Source organism: Eggerthella sp., from assembly GCF_048329335.1.
GTDB classification, from domain to species: Bacteria; Actinomycetota; Coriobacteriia; order Coriobacteriales; family Eggerthellaceae; genus Eggerthella; species Eggerthella lenta.
Window position 1 is genome coordinate 1 of the sequence record NZ_DBFEGU010000046.1, and the last position, 15021, is coordinate 15021.

Here is a 15021-nt window from a genome sequence, read left to right on the forward strand (position 1 = left end):
AACTGGGCGTTCCTGCTTGCCGGCTCCACCGCTGCCGCTGGCGTTGCCGTTGCAGCGCGACGCGCTGCAACGCAGGATCGATTCGAGGCGCGAATGCGCGGTCTGACGGGGGCGCTTACCGTGTCATGCGCTGTTGCGACACCGATAGCCCTGGCGTGCGGTCAGCCGATCGCCTTGGCGGCGCTCGTGGTCGTCGGAGGCGCTGCCTCGAGCTTCTTGCAGGTGCTGTGGGGAAACGAGTACGCTCGCCGCCCCGTGCCGTTCGCGCTTGCGTGCTATCCTGCCACGGCCGTCGTCATCGCGCTGCTCATTGCCCTCGTCATAGGCGAGCGAGGGTTTCTTGCGTTCTTCGTGTTTCCGATCATGTCGTTCGTGCTGTTGCTGGTGGAGACTTCGCGCATCGACAAAGAGCAGTCGCTCGACGGGGTCTCGGTCGAGCCGGCAAGGCAGCCCGAACGGGATCGGCCCGCCTTGTCGCGCAAATCCATCGCCCAGCTGATGGTGAGCATCGGGGTGTTCAGTTTCCTATGCCGCGTATTCGACTCGCTTCCCGGCGAAGGGGTGGTCGATCCTTTCGTCGTGTTCGGCGGCAGCTCGGTATTCGCTTTGGCGGTGGTGGGCGTCCTGTTTCTGCTGTTCGCGTTCTTGTGCGGGGATCGCTTCGAGCCCGTGTTTGCGTATCGCCTGTCGCTTCCGCTCATGGCGCTGGGCATGGCCATTGTCTCGCTGTTCTTCTATGACCATTGGGCGCTGTCCGTGCTGCTCATAGGCATCGGCTACGAGCTGTTCGATATCGTAACGTGGATACTGTTCGTCGATCTGGCGAAGCGGCGCGTGGATGCTTGCGGACGCTATCGGGTGTTCGGGTGGGGGGTGGCCGCAACATTGTGCGGCATGGGCTTGGGCTATCTCGCGGGAAGCGAGATTCACGCGCGTCTGCTGGTCGGAGACGTGCAGATGTCCACGGTTGGCATTCTATGCGTCACCGTGTTGGTGGTGACGGCGTTCCTCGTTATACCGGAAGGGACGATCGCTCAAGTAGTTGGCCGGCGAGGGCGCCTTCGAGGTGGCGAGCGCAACGAGGGCGCTACGGGGGAGCGCGCGGAGTCCTCATCGAAGATCTCGCCTGCTTCTTCATTGGAAAGGCGTTGCGAGGCGATAGCGGTCGAGCGGCGTCTGACGCCTCGCGAGAGTGAGGTACTCGTGCTGCTGGCGCGCGGGCGTACGTTGGCTATCGTCATGCGCGACTTGCAGATAGCTAAGGGCACGGCGCAGACGCACATCGAGAACGTATACGCGAAGCTTGGCGTGCACAAGCAACAGGAGCTCATCGATCTCGTCGAGGGCTTCGCTATCTCGGATGACGCCTGATCGGAGCAAAAATACGATGCTCCATCTGATGCAAGGGATCGGGGCGCGGGTATCATGGGGGATGCACAAGGTTCGACATACACAAGGAGGCATTTCATGGGACGCATCGTTCTGCCCGTATACACCCCGTACTATATTCCCAACGGCAACGAGGTTGCCGTCATCGAGACGTCGCGCGGCACGATCCGCGTACAACTGGCCGGCAAGGACGCGCCCGTGACCGCGGGCAACTTCATCGAGCTCGCCGCACGCGGGTTTTACGACAAGTTGAAGTTCCACGCGCACAAGCCGGGCTCCGTGGTGCTGGGCGGCTGTCCCACCACGCGCACGCTGGGGCCTGCGCAGGTGGACGCGGCGGCGCGCGGCATGATCCGCGGCATCCATCCCGGCACAGGCGACGCACGCTACACCATCGTGGACGAGTGGGAGACCAACCCGAACAACAAGCACGTGCTGGGAAGCCTCTGCATGGCGCACAAGTCCGAGCCGAACTCGGGTAGCTGCCAGTTCTACTTCTCGCTGTCCGAGCAGCCTGAGTTCGACGAGAAGTTCACCGTGTTCGGCCAGGTGATCGAAGGTATCGATACGGTGCAGGAGCTGGGGGTGGGCGACGCGATCAAAAGCATCGTCATCGAAGGCGCCGACGAGGAGGCGCTGGCCGAGGCGATCTCCCACGAACTGCCGCGCCCGAAGTCGCCGAAGGAAGTGCTCGAGGAGCTCGATCGCGAGCGCGAAGAGCGCAGGAAGCAGGCCGAAGCGGACGCGGCCGCGGGGGAGGAAGAGTAGCGGGTTCCCGCCGGGCGAGGGCGGCGTCGCCCTCGCCTATTCGTACGTCTCAACCAGATCGATCAGCTCTTGCTGCTTATGCACGTCGAGCTTGCGGTAGATGTTCTCGATGTGCGTGCGGGCGGTACCCTTTGCAATCTGCAAGTCGCGGGCGATGATGGACAGGGTGCGACCGTACGCCAGAAGCACGATGACCTCGCTCTCGCGCGGCGTCAGGCCGTAATCTCTCGCCACGCTCGCGCAGTGCTGCTCGAGCCGCCCCGCGCCCGCATCGACAACCGCGACGGCGGGTGCTTCTTCGACGTCCTTTTCCTTGCGGCTTGTGCGCATGGTTTGCGACAGCTGCGCCACCACGCCCTCGGGCAATACCATGAACGCCACCACCACAAGGCACAGTGTGGCCAACATGGCCACGGCGGAGATCTGCATGTCCCCGCTGGCGATCATCGCGTCGCACGCCCTGCCCGCCATGGTTCCCGCTCCCATTCCCGCGAACATGAAGGCCACGCCCAGCCCGAAGATATGCAGCGCGTTCTCGTTGCGTCGACGCGATACGTCTACGAACAGCACCCAGGTGAGGATGTCGAAGAACTCGTAACCCGCGTTGATCAGCAGGATGGACATGGCGGCGTGCGTGTCGAAGAACAGCGCGATGGCGACGAATCCCGCCACCATGATGGGCAACGACAGCCGGTAGGTGAGTGCGGCGTTGAAGCGCTCGCGCAGCTTCGCCACGATGACGAGGAACACCACGCCCACTACGATGAGTCCGAATATTGCGCTTCCGCCGACGAACGCGAACGGGTCGTCGTAGGCGGGTATGGCATCGAACAAGCGGCACAGGAACGAAAACGTCATGATAGAGAACATGAGCTTGCCCACGCCGAACTTCGCACCCGGTTCTTCCTCGGCGTCCCTTTGAGACGTCGAGCGGGCCGAGGGGTCGTCGGCATTCGCGTTCTCGACCGCGAGTTCCTCTTTGGGCTTCTGCGTGAGGTCGCTCCACGACAGGCCGGTGCGGTTCGCTTCGAACAGCAGCAAGCCGAACGATAACAGGGGTATCACCGCGAAGCCGATGAAGCTCGTATGATCGTTCGACATGCCGGCGACGAGCGCGGTGACGATGGCCGCCGCGGGGGAAGCGACGGCGGCGAACAACGTGGCGTGGCGGGCGAAGCGGTCGCCCCACAGCACCTGCAAGGGCCCCGCTCCCAAGCCGCCGGCTACGAACCCGACGATCATGAGCGCCTCGCTGTTCAGGGCTAGCGCCACGGGGATGATGATGCCGCTTGCGGCAAGGGCTACCGGAGTTGCGCGGAACAGCGCGACGCGCACGACGCCCTCGCGCTTGCCGCTTCGATTTGCAACGAACGACACGGTCAGTGCGCTGAGCGCGCCGAACAAGAGGTAGGCCCAGGTGAAGGATGATGCTGCGCCTGCGATGAGCGGCGCGCCCAGGCAGAACACGATCCATGCGCGGCACAAGCCGAACCCTATGACGGTTATCAGGTAGTCGAGCGTGCGCGAGTCGCGTTCCGCGGAGGTCGTTTCCGCGGCCGCCTCCGCCGCCTGGCCGCCCTCTCCTCCGTTCGGAAGGCCGCCGGTAGCGCCGTCCCGGCCTTCGCCCTTGGTTCCGTATTGCATGTGCATCTCTCCCCAGCGTTCATGCCACGGGCCGCGCCGAGCGACGCGGCTCCCTCCCGTTTGCAACAAAACTCATAAGTAGCATCATACGCAATTTCATACGTCGATCAAATCGGATGGAGCATCCGATAGGGGTCTGATCTGGAAAATCCTATTCAACGTCAGATGTCCTGCGAAAAATCCGACCGCCCATCAGATGTGCCGGAAACGTGCCGAGCGTAAGGTTCGAAAGGCAAGAACGGATGCTTCCAAGGAGGGGCATCTCTGCTGGGAGAGAGGCAGGGGCCGATGTTCGATGCTCGCGAGCTCGATAGCTGCGCGGGTGGGGGAATCGGTTCGTTCATTCAAGTAGGAGGAAGGAACACTATGAGCAAAGGCATGGAAGGCGGAGTTTCCCGTCGTTCGTTCCTGAAGGGCGCGGGCGTCGCTGCCGCAGCCGTGGCGGGTTCCGCCGCGCTGGCCGGCTGCGCGTCGGGTTCGACGGGCGCGGCTTCGGGCGATTGGCTGCCGAAGAGCTGGGACTACGAGTGCGACCTCTTGGTCATCGGCTACGGCGGCGCGGGCATGTGGGCGTCGCGCATCGGCGCCGACGAGTGCGGCCAGGAAGTCATCGTGCTGGAGAAGGCTCCCGTCGAGGGCGGCGGCAACAGCCGCATCAACAACGGCGAGTGGACCATCGTCGAGGAAAGCGACAAAGAGCGCTTCAAGAAGTACATCAAGGCGTTCACGCACGGCAAGACCCCCGAGCCGATGATCGACGCCTGGGTCAACGAGTGCGTTCGCAACACCGAGTACGCCGACAAGTACGGCATGACCTACGAGGTGTCCGAGGTCGCGCTGGCCGGCGCCATCCCCGAGTACTACTTCCTGGACGACAACGCCTACGAGGGCTCCTGCAAGCTGTCCTCCGTCGACGGCTTCGGCATGCTGTCGTTCCGCGAGCTCGACGCGCAGCGCGAGAAGCTGGGCGTGCAGGTTCTGTTCGACTGCCACGACGAGCGTCTCATCCAGAACCCCGAGACCAAGGAGATCGTCGGCGCGTACACGATGATCGGCTCCGAGGAGAAGACGGTCAAGGCTCGCAAGGGCGTCATCATGACCACGGGCGGCTTCGAGTTCAACGAGGATCTCAAGAACGCCTACCTCAAGTGCTACCCCTTCAAGTTCGAGGGTTGGCAGTTCAACACGGGCGACGGCATCAAGATGGTCGAGGACGTGGGAGCGAAGCTGTGGCACATGGACATGGCGATCTCCATGTACTCCATGTGGACGCGCGATCCTGAGAACGACTTCTCCATCCTGTACTTCATGCCCGCCAACAGCTACTTCAACGTGAACCGTCTGGGCAAGCGCTACGTCAACGAGAACAACATGGGCTCGCCGCACAACGGCTGGCACACGCTGCTGTCGTTCGACGACTCCATCGACGACTTCGACCGCATCCCGTCGTGGGGCATCTTCGACCAGACCTGCTTCGACGCCGGCAAGCTGTCCACCAGCCAGGGCGATTTCTTCGAGTGCGGCAACTTCGCCAGCGACCTGCCCGACGAGATCCGCGCATGGAACGGCTGGAGCCAGGACAACAAGGCTGAGCTGGAGAAGGGCTGGATCCTCAAGGGCGACACCATCGAGGAGCTTGGCAAGAAGATCAAGGAGTTCGACCACTGGATGGACGTCGACGCCTTGAAAGCCACGTTCGACGAGTACCAGGCATTCTGCGAGGCAAAGAAGGACGCGCGTTTCGACCGCTCCGAGAAGACGCTCGAGAAGCTGGACGACGGCCCGTACTACGCCATCTCCATCTACCCCGGCTCCTGCTCCACCTTGGGCGGCCCGATGAAGAACGAGCACGGCCAGGTGCTGGATCCCGCCGAGAACCCCATCCCGCGTCTGTACGCGGCGGGCTGCTTCGGCAACTTCCAGAGCCACAGCTACGGCATCACCGGCGGCAACAACGCCGAGAACCAGGTGTGGGGCCGCATTTCCGCCCGTCACGCCGCGGGTCTCGAGCCTTGGGACGCCAAGTAGCATCCTCCCTTCGCTGATCGGTTCGGCGCTGCGCTCCCCAGCGGCGCCGGATGCGACTCAACCCCCGCGCCCGCCGCTCCCTCGGCGGGCGCATCTGGCGGGAAACCGCCTTCCGAACTGCAATACGACTGATAGGAGAAGCGCATGACCGTGCAAGCACACACCGCCGACCGGCGCCTCGTCGTGCTCGCCGTCCTCGGCGTCGTCCTCGCGCTCACGGCCGCGATGTGGACGCTCGCGGGCTGCGCGCCGAAGGCGGAGCCCTCGGCTCCGGCGGCGTCCGAGCAGAAGGACGGGAACGGCGGCTCTTCGGCCATGGACGGCCAGCCGGTGAACTGGACGATGGACTCCGACTGCTCGATGTGCCACACCGTCGAGGCCGCGTCGGCGACCGACGCGTCCTGCCCGCAGGCCTCGGCCCACGAGGCCGAGGGCGTGACCTGCGTCCAGTGCCACACCGACGAGGCCGCGCTCTCGACCGAGCACGCCGACGTGAAGTTCGGCGACAAGGCCGCCACCAAGGCGACCGTGGTCACGGTGGACCCCGAGACCTGCATCTCGTGCCACGGCACGATGGAGGAGATGGCCGCCAAGACCGCGGACTCCACGGCGCTCACCGACGACAAGGGCACCACGGTGAACCCCCACGACGTCCCCTCGAACGAGAAGCACGAGGAGAACCCCGCCACGTGCACCGACTGCCACAACAACCACTCGAAGGACCAGGCCAAGGACGCGATGAAGTACTGCGCCCAGTGCCACCACCGCGGAACCTTCGAATGCGGCACCTGCCACGAGCTCCGCGAGCGCTAAGAAGCAACGAACAAGCATACCCGCCCGAGACGGAATCCCCTCCCTCCCTTTCCGTTTCGGGGTCATCGAAGACCCGGCCCCTCCCTCGGCCGGGTCTTTCGCGTTGGGATCTTCGCGACCTGGCCTTATGTCGGGCACCTGACAGCGTCAGCTCCTGACATTCGTTGGCGTTGTCGCCCGAAAGCCTCGTTTTCGAGCGCGATTCCGCGTTTTTACGGGCGACAACGTTCTCTGTGAGGCCTCTGCGTCTTCGCTATACTGGGTCGAACGACGGAAGGGGACGGCATGGAGCGGGAACCGCGCTACTTCGAATACGGCGAAGCGGAGGTCGCGTACCTTGCGGCGCGCGATCCGAGGCTGGGCGAGGCGATGGCGGTTATCGGACGCATCGAGCGCGAGGTGCACCCCGACTTGTTCGCTGTGCTCGCGAACTGCATCGTGGGCCAGCAGATATCGACGAAGGCGCAGACCACCATTTGGAACCGCATGCTGGATCGGTTCGGGGAGGTGACGCCCGAGGCGATGGCGGCGTGCTCCGACGACGAGCTGCAGCAGGTGGGCATCTCGTTTCGCAAGGTGGGCTACATCAAGGGGGCAGCCGCGCGCGTGCTGTCCGGCGAGGTGGACCTCGAGGGGCTGGCCGAGCTATCCGATGACGAGGTGTGCCGCACGCTGTCGGCGCTGCCGGGTATCGGCGTGTGGACGGCCGAGATGCTCATGACGTTCTCGATGCAGCGACCCAATATTCTGAGCTGGGGCGATCTGGCCATCCATCGCGGCTTGCGCATGGTGCACCACCACCGGCGCATCACGCCCGAGCTGTTCGCGAAGTACCGCCGCCGCTACACGCCTTACGGCTCGGTGGCCAGCCTCTATCTATGGGAGGTGGCCGGCGGCGCCATACCCGGCATGAAGGACTGGGCCCCGAAGGGTGGGAAGAAGTAGGTAGGGCGCCGAATGCGCGTGCGCGCGTCCCGCCTCGGATGTTTCACGTGAAACATTGGTTCGTCCGAGTTTTGCTTTCCGCAGTCGTTGTCAGCAATGAAAAAGAGACCCGTCGGATCATCCGACGGGTCTCTTCGTATCCCGTGGTGGGCGATGAGGGATTTGAACCCCCGACCTTGTCCTTGTAAGGGACCTGCGCTCCCGCTGCGCCAATCGCCCGGTTTTCGTCGCCTTGCGGCGAGCACCTATTCTCGCATAGAAGGCGCGTTCGCGCAACGAATCCCCAGGAAAGCCGCATCTAATCTGCCGCACGTTGGAGCGGCGTGGGATTTTGCGGTGCGGCGCATGGAATTCGCGTTGGAAACGGAGGTGCGAAATGTGTAATCGGCGTTGGAGCGACGTCGCAAACGGGTAAGGTCCAGGCGGCTTTTCATGGTGAACTGTGCCATGAAAACGTGAGATGAGCTGGTCATACTGAAAGGAGGGAAAACGGCGGAGAGGACGAAATGAAACGGAGCAGAACAACCATCATCGGCATTGCCTGCGGGCTGGCATGCGCGGCATGCGTGTTCGCCTACGCCCAGGGCGTGCGGGGAGAGGCCGACGCGGCGCGCGCGGAAGCTCTGGCGCGCTACGGGGGCGAGCAGCTGGAAGTGTGCGTGGCTAAGCGCGACATCGCAGCGGGGGAGTCGGTGGACGCGAGCGCGGTGGAGACGCGGTTGTGGGTGGCCGACTTGCTGCCCGCGGAAGCATTCCGATCGTCCGGCGACGTGGTGGGCAAGAAGGCGTCGTCGACGATCCTTGCGGGCGAGGTGCTGTCGGAGCGCCGCTTCCGCGATGCGGGCAGCCGCCTGGACGTGCCCGAGGGCCTGACGGCGCTCAGCGTGCCGGCGAAGGACGTGCAAGCGGTGGGCGGCGCCGTGGCGGCCGGCTCGCGGGTGGACGTTTACGCCACCGGCGGCACGTCGACCGATGTGCTGGCGAGCGGCGTGCTGGTGTTGGCGACCAGCGCAAGCGCGCAGGAGTCGACAACCGACGCGAAGGTGTCGTGGATCACTGTGGCCGTCGCGCCCGAGTCGGTGCAGGAGATCGTCGCGGCGGCGCAGAAGACGGAGCTGTACTTCACGTTGCCGGGAAGCGAGGGAGAGCGATGAGCGGATCTTTGGTGGCGCTGTGCGCCGATACGACGAGTTTGCAGCATCCGGAGTCTATAGGGTTGGCGGGAGAGAACCTGGCTGCACAGGATTGGCTGCGCATTTTCTCCTCGGCAGAGGAGGCGCGCAGGTTCCTGCGCACGGATCGCCTGGTTGACGAGGTGTGGGTGGCGTCGAGCGACGACGTCGCTCCCATCAACCTGGCGGCCACGCTCAAGCGCGACCGCAGCGACCGTTGTGTGTGCATGCTGTCGTTCGAAGACACGGGTTCGCTGAAGAGCCGCATGAGCGCCACGGGCATTGACGCCTCGCTCACGCGCCAAGCCTTGGCCGAGCGCTACGCGCGTCGCAAGCAGGCCTTCGCCTGCCCGTGGCCCATGGCGGCGCCCGCAGCCCCGCGGCAAGCGCCGATGCCGGCGGCGATGCCCGTCTCGGTTGCTCCGGCGACCGCGCCCCAGCCGGCGCGGTGCGACGAGCGCCGCCCGGGCGCGCGGGCCGGGTTCCTTTTCCCAGTGGTCAGCGGAAGCGGCGGCGCGGGCAAGAGCACGGTGTCCGTGCTGTCGGCGCTCATCGCGCAGAGGATGGGCTACAACACCTTGCTGCTGGATTTCGACCTGCAGTTCGGCGACGCCCCGGCGCTCATGGGCGTGCAGAACCCGTTGGCCGTCGATGACGTGCTGGCGGTGCCGTCGCGCCTCGATCAGCTGCGGTCGGACGGTCGGATGCCGGCGCTGCTGGCCGCGCCGCGCCATCTCGAAGACAGCGAAGCGGTGGTGGAGCGGGCGCCCCAGCTGCTCGACCAGCTGACGGCCCGGTTCGACGTCGTGGTGGCGAACACGGGAGCCGCCTGGGCCGAGCAGCATGCCCTGCTACTGGAGCGCAGCTCGAAGGCGCTGTTCCTGATCGATCAGCGGCCGTCGTCGCTGCGCGCCTGCCAGCATGCGCTCGACCTGTGTGCGCGGTGCGGCATCGCGACCGGCCCTTTCCTGTACGCCGTCAACCGATGCTCCAAGAACGCCCTGTTCACGTCCATCGACGTGTCATGCTCGCTGCGCGGGGCTCACGTGTTCGAGCTCAAGGACGGCGGCGGCGAGGTGGAGGAGCTGCTGGGCGCGGGGCTTCCGTTCGATCTGCTGGCGTCGAGGAACGATTTGTGCGCGAGCCTCGAGCGCGTGCTGTCGGGCGTGCTGCCGGGCGATAGGCGCGCGGCAGCCCCGCCCGAGGAAGGCGCCTCTCGGGGACCCGGTTTCCGCTTGCCCGTCGGCAAGAAGCCGCGCCGTCGCCGGAAGGAGGCCCCATGTCTCTGATGAGCCGCGTGCGCGACATCGACGACGTGCCGACGCTCGCCGCGAGTGCGGACGACAACGCGCTGGAACGGCTCAAGGAGCACATCCAGCGGTTCGTGTCCACGGACGATATCGCCGCCATCATGGCCGAACAGCCCAGCCGCGCCCGCAACGAGTTGAAAAGCGCGTGCCGCCAGGCGTTCGAGGACGCTTCCTGGGCGGGCGTCTCCCAGCGCGAGCAGCAGCGGCTGACCGACGGGCTCATCGACATGGTGTTCGGGTTCGGGCCGCTCGAATCGCTGCTGGCCGACGATTCGGTCACCGAGATCATGGTGAACGGCCCTTCCGACGTGTTCTTCGAGCGCGACGGCCGGCTGCATCGCAGCGAGCAGCGGTTCGCCGACGAAGGCCAGCTGCGCGCGCTCATCGATCGCGTGCTGGGGCCGTTGGGGCGCCGCATCGACGAGGCTTCGCCCATGGTGAACGCGCGGCTTCCCGAAGGGCACCGCGTGCACGTGATCATCCCGCCGCTTGCGCTGGACGGGCCGGTGATGACCGTGCGCAAGTTCGCGAAGCGGGTCATGACGTTGGACGACATGGTGGCCACGGGGTCGTTCGACGAGGCGATGCGGACGTTTCTGGTGTGGGCGGTGCGCGCTCGAAAGAGCATCGCGGTGTCGGGCGGCACGGGAAGCGGCAAGACCACGCTGCTCAACGCGCTGTCGTGCGAGCTGCCGCCCTCGGAGCGCATCATCACCATCGAGGATTCGGCCGAGCTGAGGTTCTTGGAGCATCCGCACGTCGTGCGCCTGGAGGCGCGTCCCCGCAACGCGGAGGGCACGGGCGAGGTGACCATCCGCGACCTCGTGATCAACGCGCTGCGCATGCGCCCCGACCGCATCGTGGTGGGCGAATGCCGCGGCGCCGAGGCGCTGGACATGCTGCAGGCCATGAACACCGGCCACGACGGGTCGCTGACCACGCTACACGCGAACTCGCCCGCCGACGTGGTGTCGCGCCTTGCGACGATGGTGCGCTACGCGGTGGACCTGCCGGTTGACGTCATCGAGTCGAACGTGGCAAGCGCCTTCGAGGTGGTGGTGCAGACGGCTCGCGCGCTGGACGGGTCGCGGTTCGTGTCGGACGTGGCCGAGCTCGTGTACGACGGAGGAAAGCGCTGCTGCAGGGTGCGCCCGCTGTTCATGCGGGGGCTGGCTGAGCGTGTGGGACGCTGGGTGGCCCTTCCGGCTTGGATCGACGAGGTGGCGGACATCGGCGTTGCCGAGAGAGAGGAGGTGGAGCGATGGAAGCGCACGTCGTGCTTGGCGGCGTAGGCGTGCTCGCCGCGTTCGGATGCGGAGCGGCGGCAAGCGCGTCGGTGGCGGGTCGCGCTCGGCGCCGGACGGCCTCCCTGGTTGGCGAGGGGGACGTCGGATCGTCGCGCGTCGCCTGGCTGCTGCGCAACGGGGTCGGCTGGACGCGGCCGGCGACGCGTGCCCTGCTGGGCAATCGCGCGCTCGCGGCGCTCATGCGCGAGGCTGTCGGCGTGGTCGATGCGCGCGGGTTGATGACGACCGAGGAATCGCTCTTGTCGGTATGGATTGCGGCGATGGTCGGGGCGGGGATGTGCGCGGGCGCAGCGGCAGGCTCGGTCGTGTGCGGCATCACCGTAGCCGTGTGCGCGTGCGCTTGCGCGGTCGTGTGGCTGCGCACGGTGCAGGACAAGCGCCGCGACGCCCTGCGCGAGGGCATCCCCGACGCCCTGCGCTCCATGGCCGTGTGCTTCCAGGCAGGCTTGTCGCTGCTGCAAACGTTCCAGCAGGTGGCAAGCGAGGTGCAAGGCCCGCTGGGCACGCTGTTCGCCCGCGCGGCCCACCAGCTGGAAACAGGGGAGGGCGCCGGGCGCGCCTTGGAGGTGCTGCGCAGGGGCTCGTCGGTGGCCGAGCTGGCGTTCGTCGCGGTGGCGCTGGACGTGCAGCATCAGGCGGGCGGCAGCATGAAGCAGGTGCTGGACGCGGCTCGAGACACGGTTCAGAGCGAGATCGAGCTGCGACGCGCGCTGCGCGTGCAAACGGCGCAGGCGAAGCTGTCGGCGCGCGTGGTGAGCGTCCTGCCCTTCGTGCTGATAGCGGTGTTCTCGCTGGTGAGCGAAGGCTTTCTGGATCCGTTCTTCGCCAGTCCGATGGGCATGGCGCTGCTGGCGATCGCGCTGGGCATGCAGGCCGCCGGCATCGTGGCGGTGCGCCGCATGCTGGCCGTGGAGGTGGGCTGATGGAGGCCGTGCAGGCGCCTTTCCTGATGGCTGCGGCCGTGGCCGCCGCCGGGATCGCCGGAGGGCTGGCGGGTTCAACGCTTCTTCGGAGGCGCGACGCGACGGCGCGACGCGAGCGGCTGCGCAAAGCCGCCGACGTGCGCGACGCGCGGGAGGGTTTCGACTCGGGCTCTCGGCTCGTGCGGTACGCGACGGCGCTCAGCCAGCGGATCGCCCTCGGAGCGACCGAGGCGCTTTCCCGTCGGCTGCGGCTTTCGCGGGCGCGAGCGTGGTTCTGCGCGCGGGCGAAGCGGGCGGGCTTGGAGCAGGCCGTGTCCCCGGAAGGGTTCTGCGAGGCCTCGATGAGGCTCGCATGCGCCGGAGGGCTGGCGGGTGCGCTCGTCGGCTCGGTGCTCTCCACGGAGCTTGCCGTACTCGGCGCCGTCGCAGGGGTTGCGGGCGGCGCGGCGGCGATGCCGCGAGCCGTCAAGCGGGCGCAGCGCGAGCGCGCCGACGGCTTGGAAAGCGACCTCTCGGAGATGCTCGAGGTGGTGGCGCTCGGTCTTCGCAGCGGGCTTTCGTTCGACCGCGGGTTCGCGCTGTACGGGTCTCACTTCGATTCGGACTTGGCGCGTGCGTGCGTCGGCGCCCAGCATGCCTGGTCGCTGGGCTTGACGAATCGCGAAGACGCGTTGCGCGACCTGGCGGCCTCGTACGACTCGCCGCTGTTCGCGCGCGTCGTGGAGAGCATGGTGCGCTCGCTGCGCTTCGGCTCGTCGCTGGCCGAGGGGCTCGAATCGGCTGCGGCGGAGGCGCGCGCGGTGCATCGGGCGCAGGTTGAGGAGCGGGTGGCGAAGGCTCCGGTGAAGATGATGGTGCCCACGGGCACGCTCATCCTGCCGGCCATGCTGCTGCTCGTGCTGGGGCCGGTGCTGCTCGAACTGATGGAAGGAATGTAGGAATGAGGAGGTTCGCACATGGAGACGTACTGGAGATGGATGGCGAAGGCGACGTGCCGGGTTCGGCGGGTGCTTGCTCGAGAGGATGGGCAGGGCACGACGGAGTACGCCATCCTCGTCGGGGTTCTGGTGGTGATCGCCATCATCGCGATCACCGTGTTCCGTCCGAAGCTGCAAGAGCTGTGGGATGCCATCGCCGAGGGCATCAACGGGCTGTAGGACGCCGTGCCGGCGCTGCGATCCGTGCGGACGCGTTTGACGAACGCGGTCAGGGAACGGTCGAGTTCGCGCTGGTTACGGCCGCGTTCTTGGCAGCAGTCGTCGCACTGGGCGCCCTGTGGCGCAGCTTGGAGGCCGGCATGTTCGTCGATCATGCGCTGATGTCGGCTTCGCACCATATCCAGATGACGATGCCGGGATCGGTCGCCGATGTGTTTTTGTACTGACGGGTTCGGAAAGGAGGGAGCGGGCATGCGACGGACGTGCGAATCGGGCCAGGCCACGGTGGAGGCGGCGTTTCTGCTGCCGGTGCTGTTCGTCGGGCTCCTGCTGCTGATGCAGCCGGGCATCCTTTTGTACGATCGGCTGGTGATGCAGGCGGCCGCGTCGGAGGGATGCCGCCTGCTGGCGACCAAAACCGCTGCGGCGGGCGACATGGCCGAGAGTTGCGAGGCGTTCGTCCGCCACCGCCTGGGAGCGATCCCTCCCGTCTCCTGCTTCCACGTGCACGAAGGCGCGTGCAGCTGGGATATCCGGTTCGAAGGCGACGAGCGCTCCGACGTCGTGCGCGTCACCATCGCGAACGAGGCTCGTCCGCTGCCGCTGCTGGATGCAGGCGGCGCTTTGCTCGGCATCGTGAACGGCAACGGCAACCTCGAAGTGCGGGTGACGGCGGAGCAGCCGACGCAGCCGTCGTGGGCGCGCTCGTCCGATGCGGGCGGCGACCCGGCGGGATGGATCGGGGCGTGGGCGTCATGATGTTCGATGCGTTCCACGACGAAGAGGGCATGACGACGGTGGGCGTGGTGCTGTCGCTGCTGGTGACGCTTGCGCTCGTGTTCTCGGCGGGGCAGGCGTACCGGGTGGGCTCGGCCTCGTCGGAGGTGCAGAACGTGGCCGATGCGGCGGCTCTGGCCGCGCAGAACGAGGTGGGCGAGTTCATGATCGTCGTGCGGGTGTGCGATGCGGCGGTGCTGTCGCTTTCGCTGACGAGCCTCGTGGCGACGGGGCTGGGCGTGGCCGCGCTGTGCACGCCGGCCACCGCCTCCGCATCCGAGACCCTGCTGAAAGCGGGGCGCGACGTGGCCTATGCGCGCGACCGGTTCGCCGAGAAGGCGGCCGACGGGCTCGACCGCCTGCAACGGCTGCTGCCGTTCCTCGCCGCGGCGAACGCGGCGTCGGTGGCGTCGGCGAACAACGGGGCTTCGTCGAGCTACGTGGCGCTCGCGCTTCTCGTGCCCGCCTCGGGGAAGAAGATCGCGGTGGACGGCGCGGCCGAGCTCGAAGACGTGGCAGAGGCGGTGGGCGACGAGGCCGACGAGGTGCGGCAGGCGGCCGATGAGGCCGAGCGCGCCGCCGAGCGGGCCAACGAAGCGAAGCGCCGTGCATTCGAGCACGACTGCGGCCTCGATCCGTCCTATTGCATGTACGAGCGCGCCTCTGCATTGGCAGGCATGAGCGGATCGGAGAACCCGCTGTTCAGAAGCGTGGACGCCTGGTCGTTCTCCGTGGCGCTCAAGCGCGCGCAAGCCTACTATCCGCGGCGGCTCGCCGTGGAGGCTCCG

The 15021-nt window shown here is 66.6% G+C and carries 14 protein-coding genes, 1 tRNA gene and 1 pseudogene; 14 read left to right on the top strand and 2 right to left on the bottom strand.

The features are described 5' to 3' along the window. On the top strand, positions 1–1371 hold a 1371-nt coding region (locus ACMO6A_RS01605; RefSeq protein WP_418470687.1), incomplete at its 5' end, for a LuxR C-terminal-related transcriptional regulator. Between the two features lie 96 nt (positions 1372–1467). Beyond that, positions 1468–2157 carry a peptidylprolyl isomerase gene (locus ACMO6A_RS01610; RefSeq protein WP_114519841.1) on the top strand — a complete coding sequence of 230 codons (690 nt, stop codon included), beginning with the start codon at positions 1468–1470 and terminating at the stop codon, positions 2155–2157. A gap of 36 nt (positions 2158–2193) precedes the next feature. Here the strand turns inward: ACMO6A_RS01610 and ACMO6A_RS01615 are convergent, their stop codons facing one another. Further along, on the bottom strand, positions 2194–3801 hold the full coding sequence (locus tag ACMO6A_RS01615; RefSeq protein ID WP_114519842.1) for a helix-turn-helix transcriptional regulator: 1608 nt from the start codon (positions 3799–3801) through the stop codon (positions 2194–2196). Between the two features lie 366 nt (positions 3802–4167). Between ACMO6A_RS01615 and ACMO6A_RS01620 the strand changes: the two genes are divergently transcribed. From ACMO6A_RS01620 to ACMO6A_RS01630, 3 genes are all read left to right on the top strand, one after another. Beyond that, entirely contained in the window at positions 4168–5829 is a 1662-nt protein-coding gene (locus tag ACMO6A_RS01620; protein WP_418470688.1) for an FAD-binding protein, read from the top strand. Positions 5830–5973: 144 nt separating this feature from the next. Beyond that, the gene (locus ACMO6A_RS01625; RefSeq protein ID WP_114548091.1) at positions 5974–6642 is read left to right on the top strand and encodes a cytochrome c3 family protein; all 669 of its coding nucleotides are present in this window, start codon (positions 5974–5976) and stop codon (positions 6640–6642) included. A gap of 285 nt (positions 6643–6927) precedes the next feature. Then, positions 6928–7587, top strand: coding sequence for a DNA-3-methyladenine glycosylase family protein (locus tag ACMO6A_RS01630; RefSeq protein ID WP_009306146.1), 660 nt, complete (start codon positions 6928–6930; stop codon positions 7585–7587). 144 nt (positions 7588–7731) lie between these two features. Here the strand turns inward: ACMO6A_RS01630 and ACMO6A_RS01635 are convergent. Further along, positions 7732–7806 (bottom strand) — tRNA-Val (locus ACMO6A_RS01635). A 287-nt stretch (positions 7807–8093) separates the two neighbouring features. Here ACMO6A_RS01635 and cpaB point away from each other — a divergent pair. The 9 genes and pseudogenes from cpaB to ACMO6A_RS01680 form a co-directional block, all read left to right on the top strand. Beyond that, the gene (gene cpaB / locus ACMO6A_RS01640; RefSeq protein WP_009306147.1) at positions 8094–8741 is read left to right on the top strand and encodes a Flp pilus assembly protein CpaB; all 648 of its coding nucleotides are present in this window, start codon (positions 8094–8096) and stop codon (positions 8739–8741) included. Further along, positions 8738–10048, top strand: a complete 1311-nt coding sequence (locus tag ACMO6A_RS01645; RefSeq protein ID WP_009306148.1) for an AAA family ATPase — start codon at positions 8738–8740, stop codon at positions 10046–10048. Before cpaB ends, ACMO6A_RS01645 begins: the two co-directional genes overlap by 4 nt. Then, on the top strand, positions 10039–11361 hold the full coding sequence (locus ACMO6A_RS01650) for a CpaF family protein (protein ID WP_009306149.1): 1323 nt from the start codon (positions 10039–10041) through the stop codon (positions 11359–11361). Before ACMO6A_RS01645 ends, ACMO6A_RS01650 begins: the two co-directional genes overlap by 10 nt. After that, the gene (locus tag ACMO6A_RS01655; protein WP_009306150.1) at positions 11331–12299 is read left to right on the top strand and encodes a type II secretion system F family protein; all 969 of its coding nucleotides are present in this window, start codon (positions 11331–11333) and stop codon (positions 12297–12299) included. Before ACMO6A_RS01650 ends, ACMO6A_RS01655 begins: the two co-directional genes overlap by 31 nt. Beyond that, positions 12299–13237 carry a type II secretion system F family protein gene (locus tag ACMO6A_RS01660; RefSeq protein ID WP_009306151.1) on the top strand — a complete coding sequence of 313 codons (939 nt, stop codon included), beginning with the start codon at positions 12299–12301 and terminating at the stop codon, positions 13235–13237. The genes ACMO6A_RS01655 and ACMO6A_RS01660 overlap by 1 nt, the downstream gene beginning before the upstream one ends. A gap of 18 nt (positions 13238–13255) precedes the next feature. Then, positions 13256–13456 (top strand): Flp family type IVb pilin, encoded by a 201-nt coding sequence (locus ACMO6A_RS01665; protein WP_009306152.1) that lies wholly within the window; start codon positions 13256–13258, stop codon positions 13454–13456. Between the two features lie 89 nt (positions 13457–13545). Further along, positions 13546–13683 carry a hypothetical protein gene (locus ACMO6A_RS01670; protein WP_021410851.1) on the top strand — a complete coding sequence of 46 codons (138 nt, stop codon included), beginning with the start codon at positions 13546–13548 and terminating at the stop codon, positions 13681–13683. 25 nt (positions 13684–13708) lie between these two features. After that, on the top strand, positions 13709–14215 hold the full coding sequence (locus ACMO6A_RS01675; RefSeq protein WP_009306154.1) for a TadE/TadG family type IV pilus assembly protein: 507 nt from the start codon (positions 13709–13711) through the stop codon (positions 14213–14215). Continuing rightward, positions 14212–15021 (top strand): annotated as a pseudogene (locus tag ACMO6A_RS01680) (molybdenum cofactor biosynthesis enzyme); the annotation flags it as partial. The gene ACMO6A_RS01675 and the pseudogene ACMO6A_RS01680, both read left to right, overlap by 4 nt.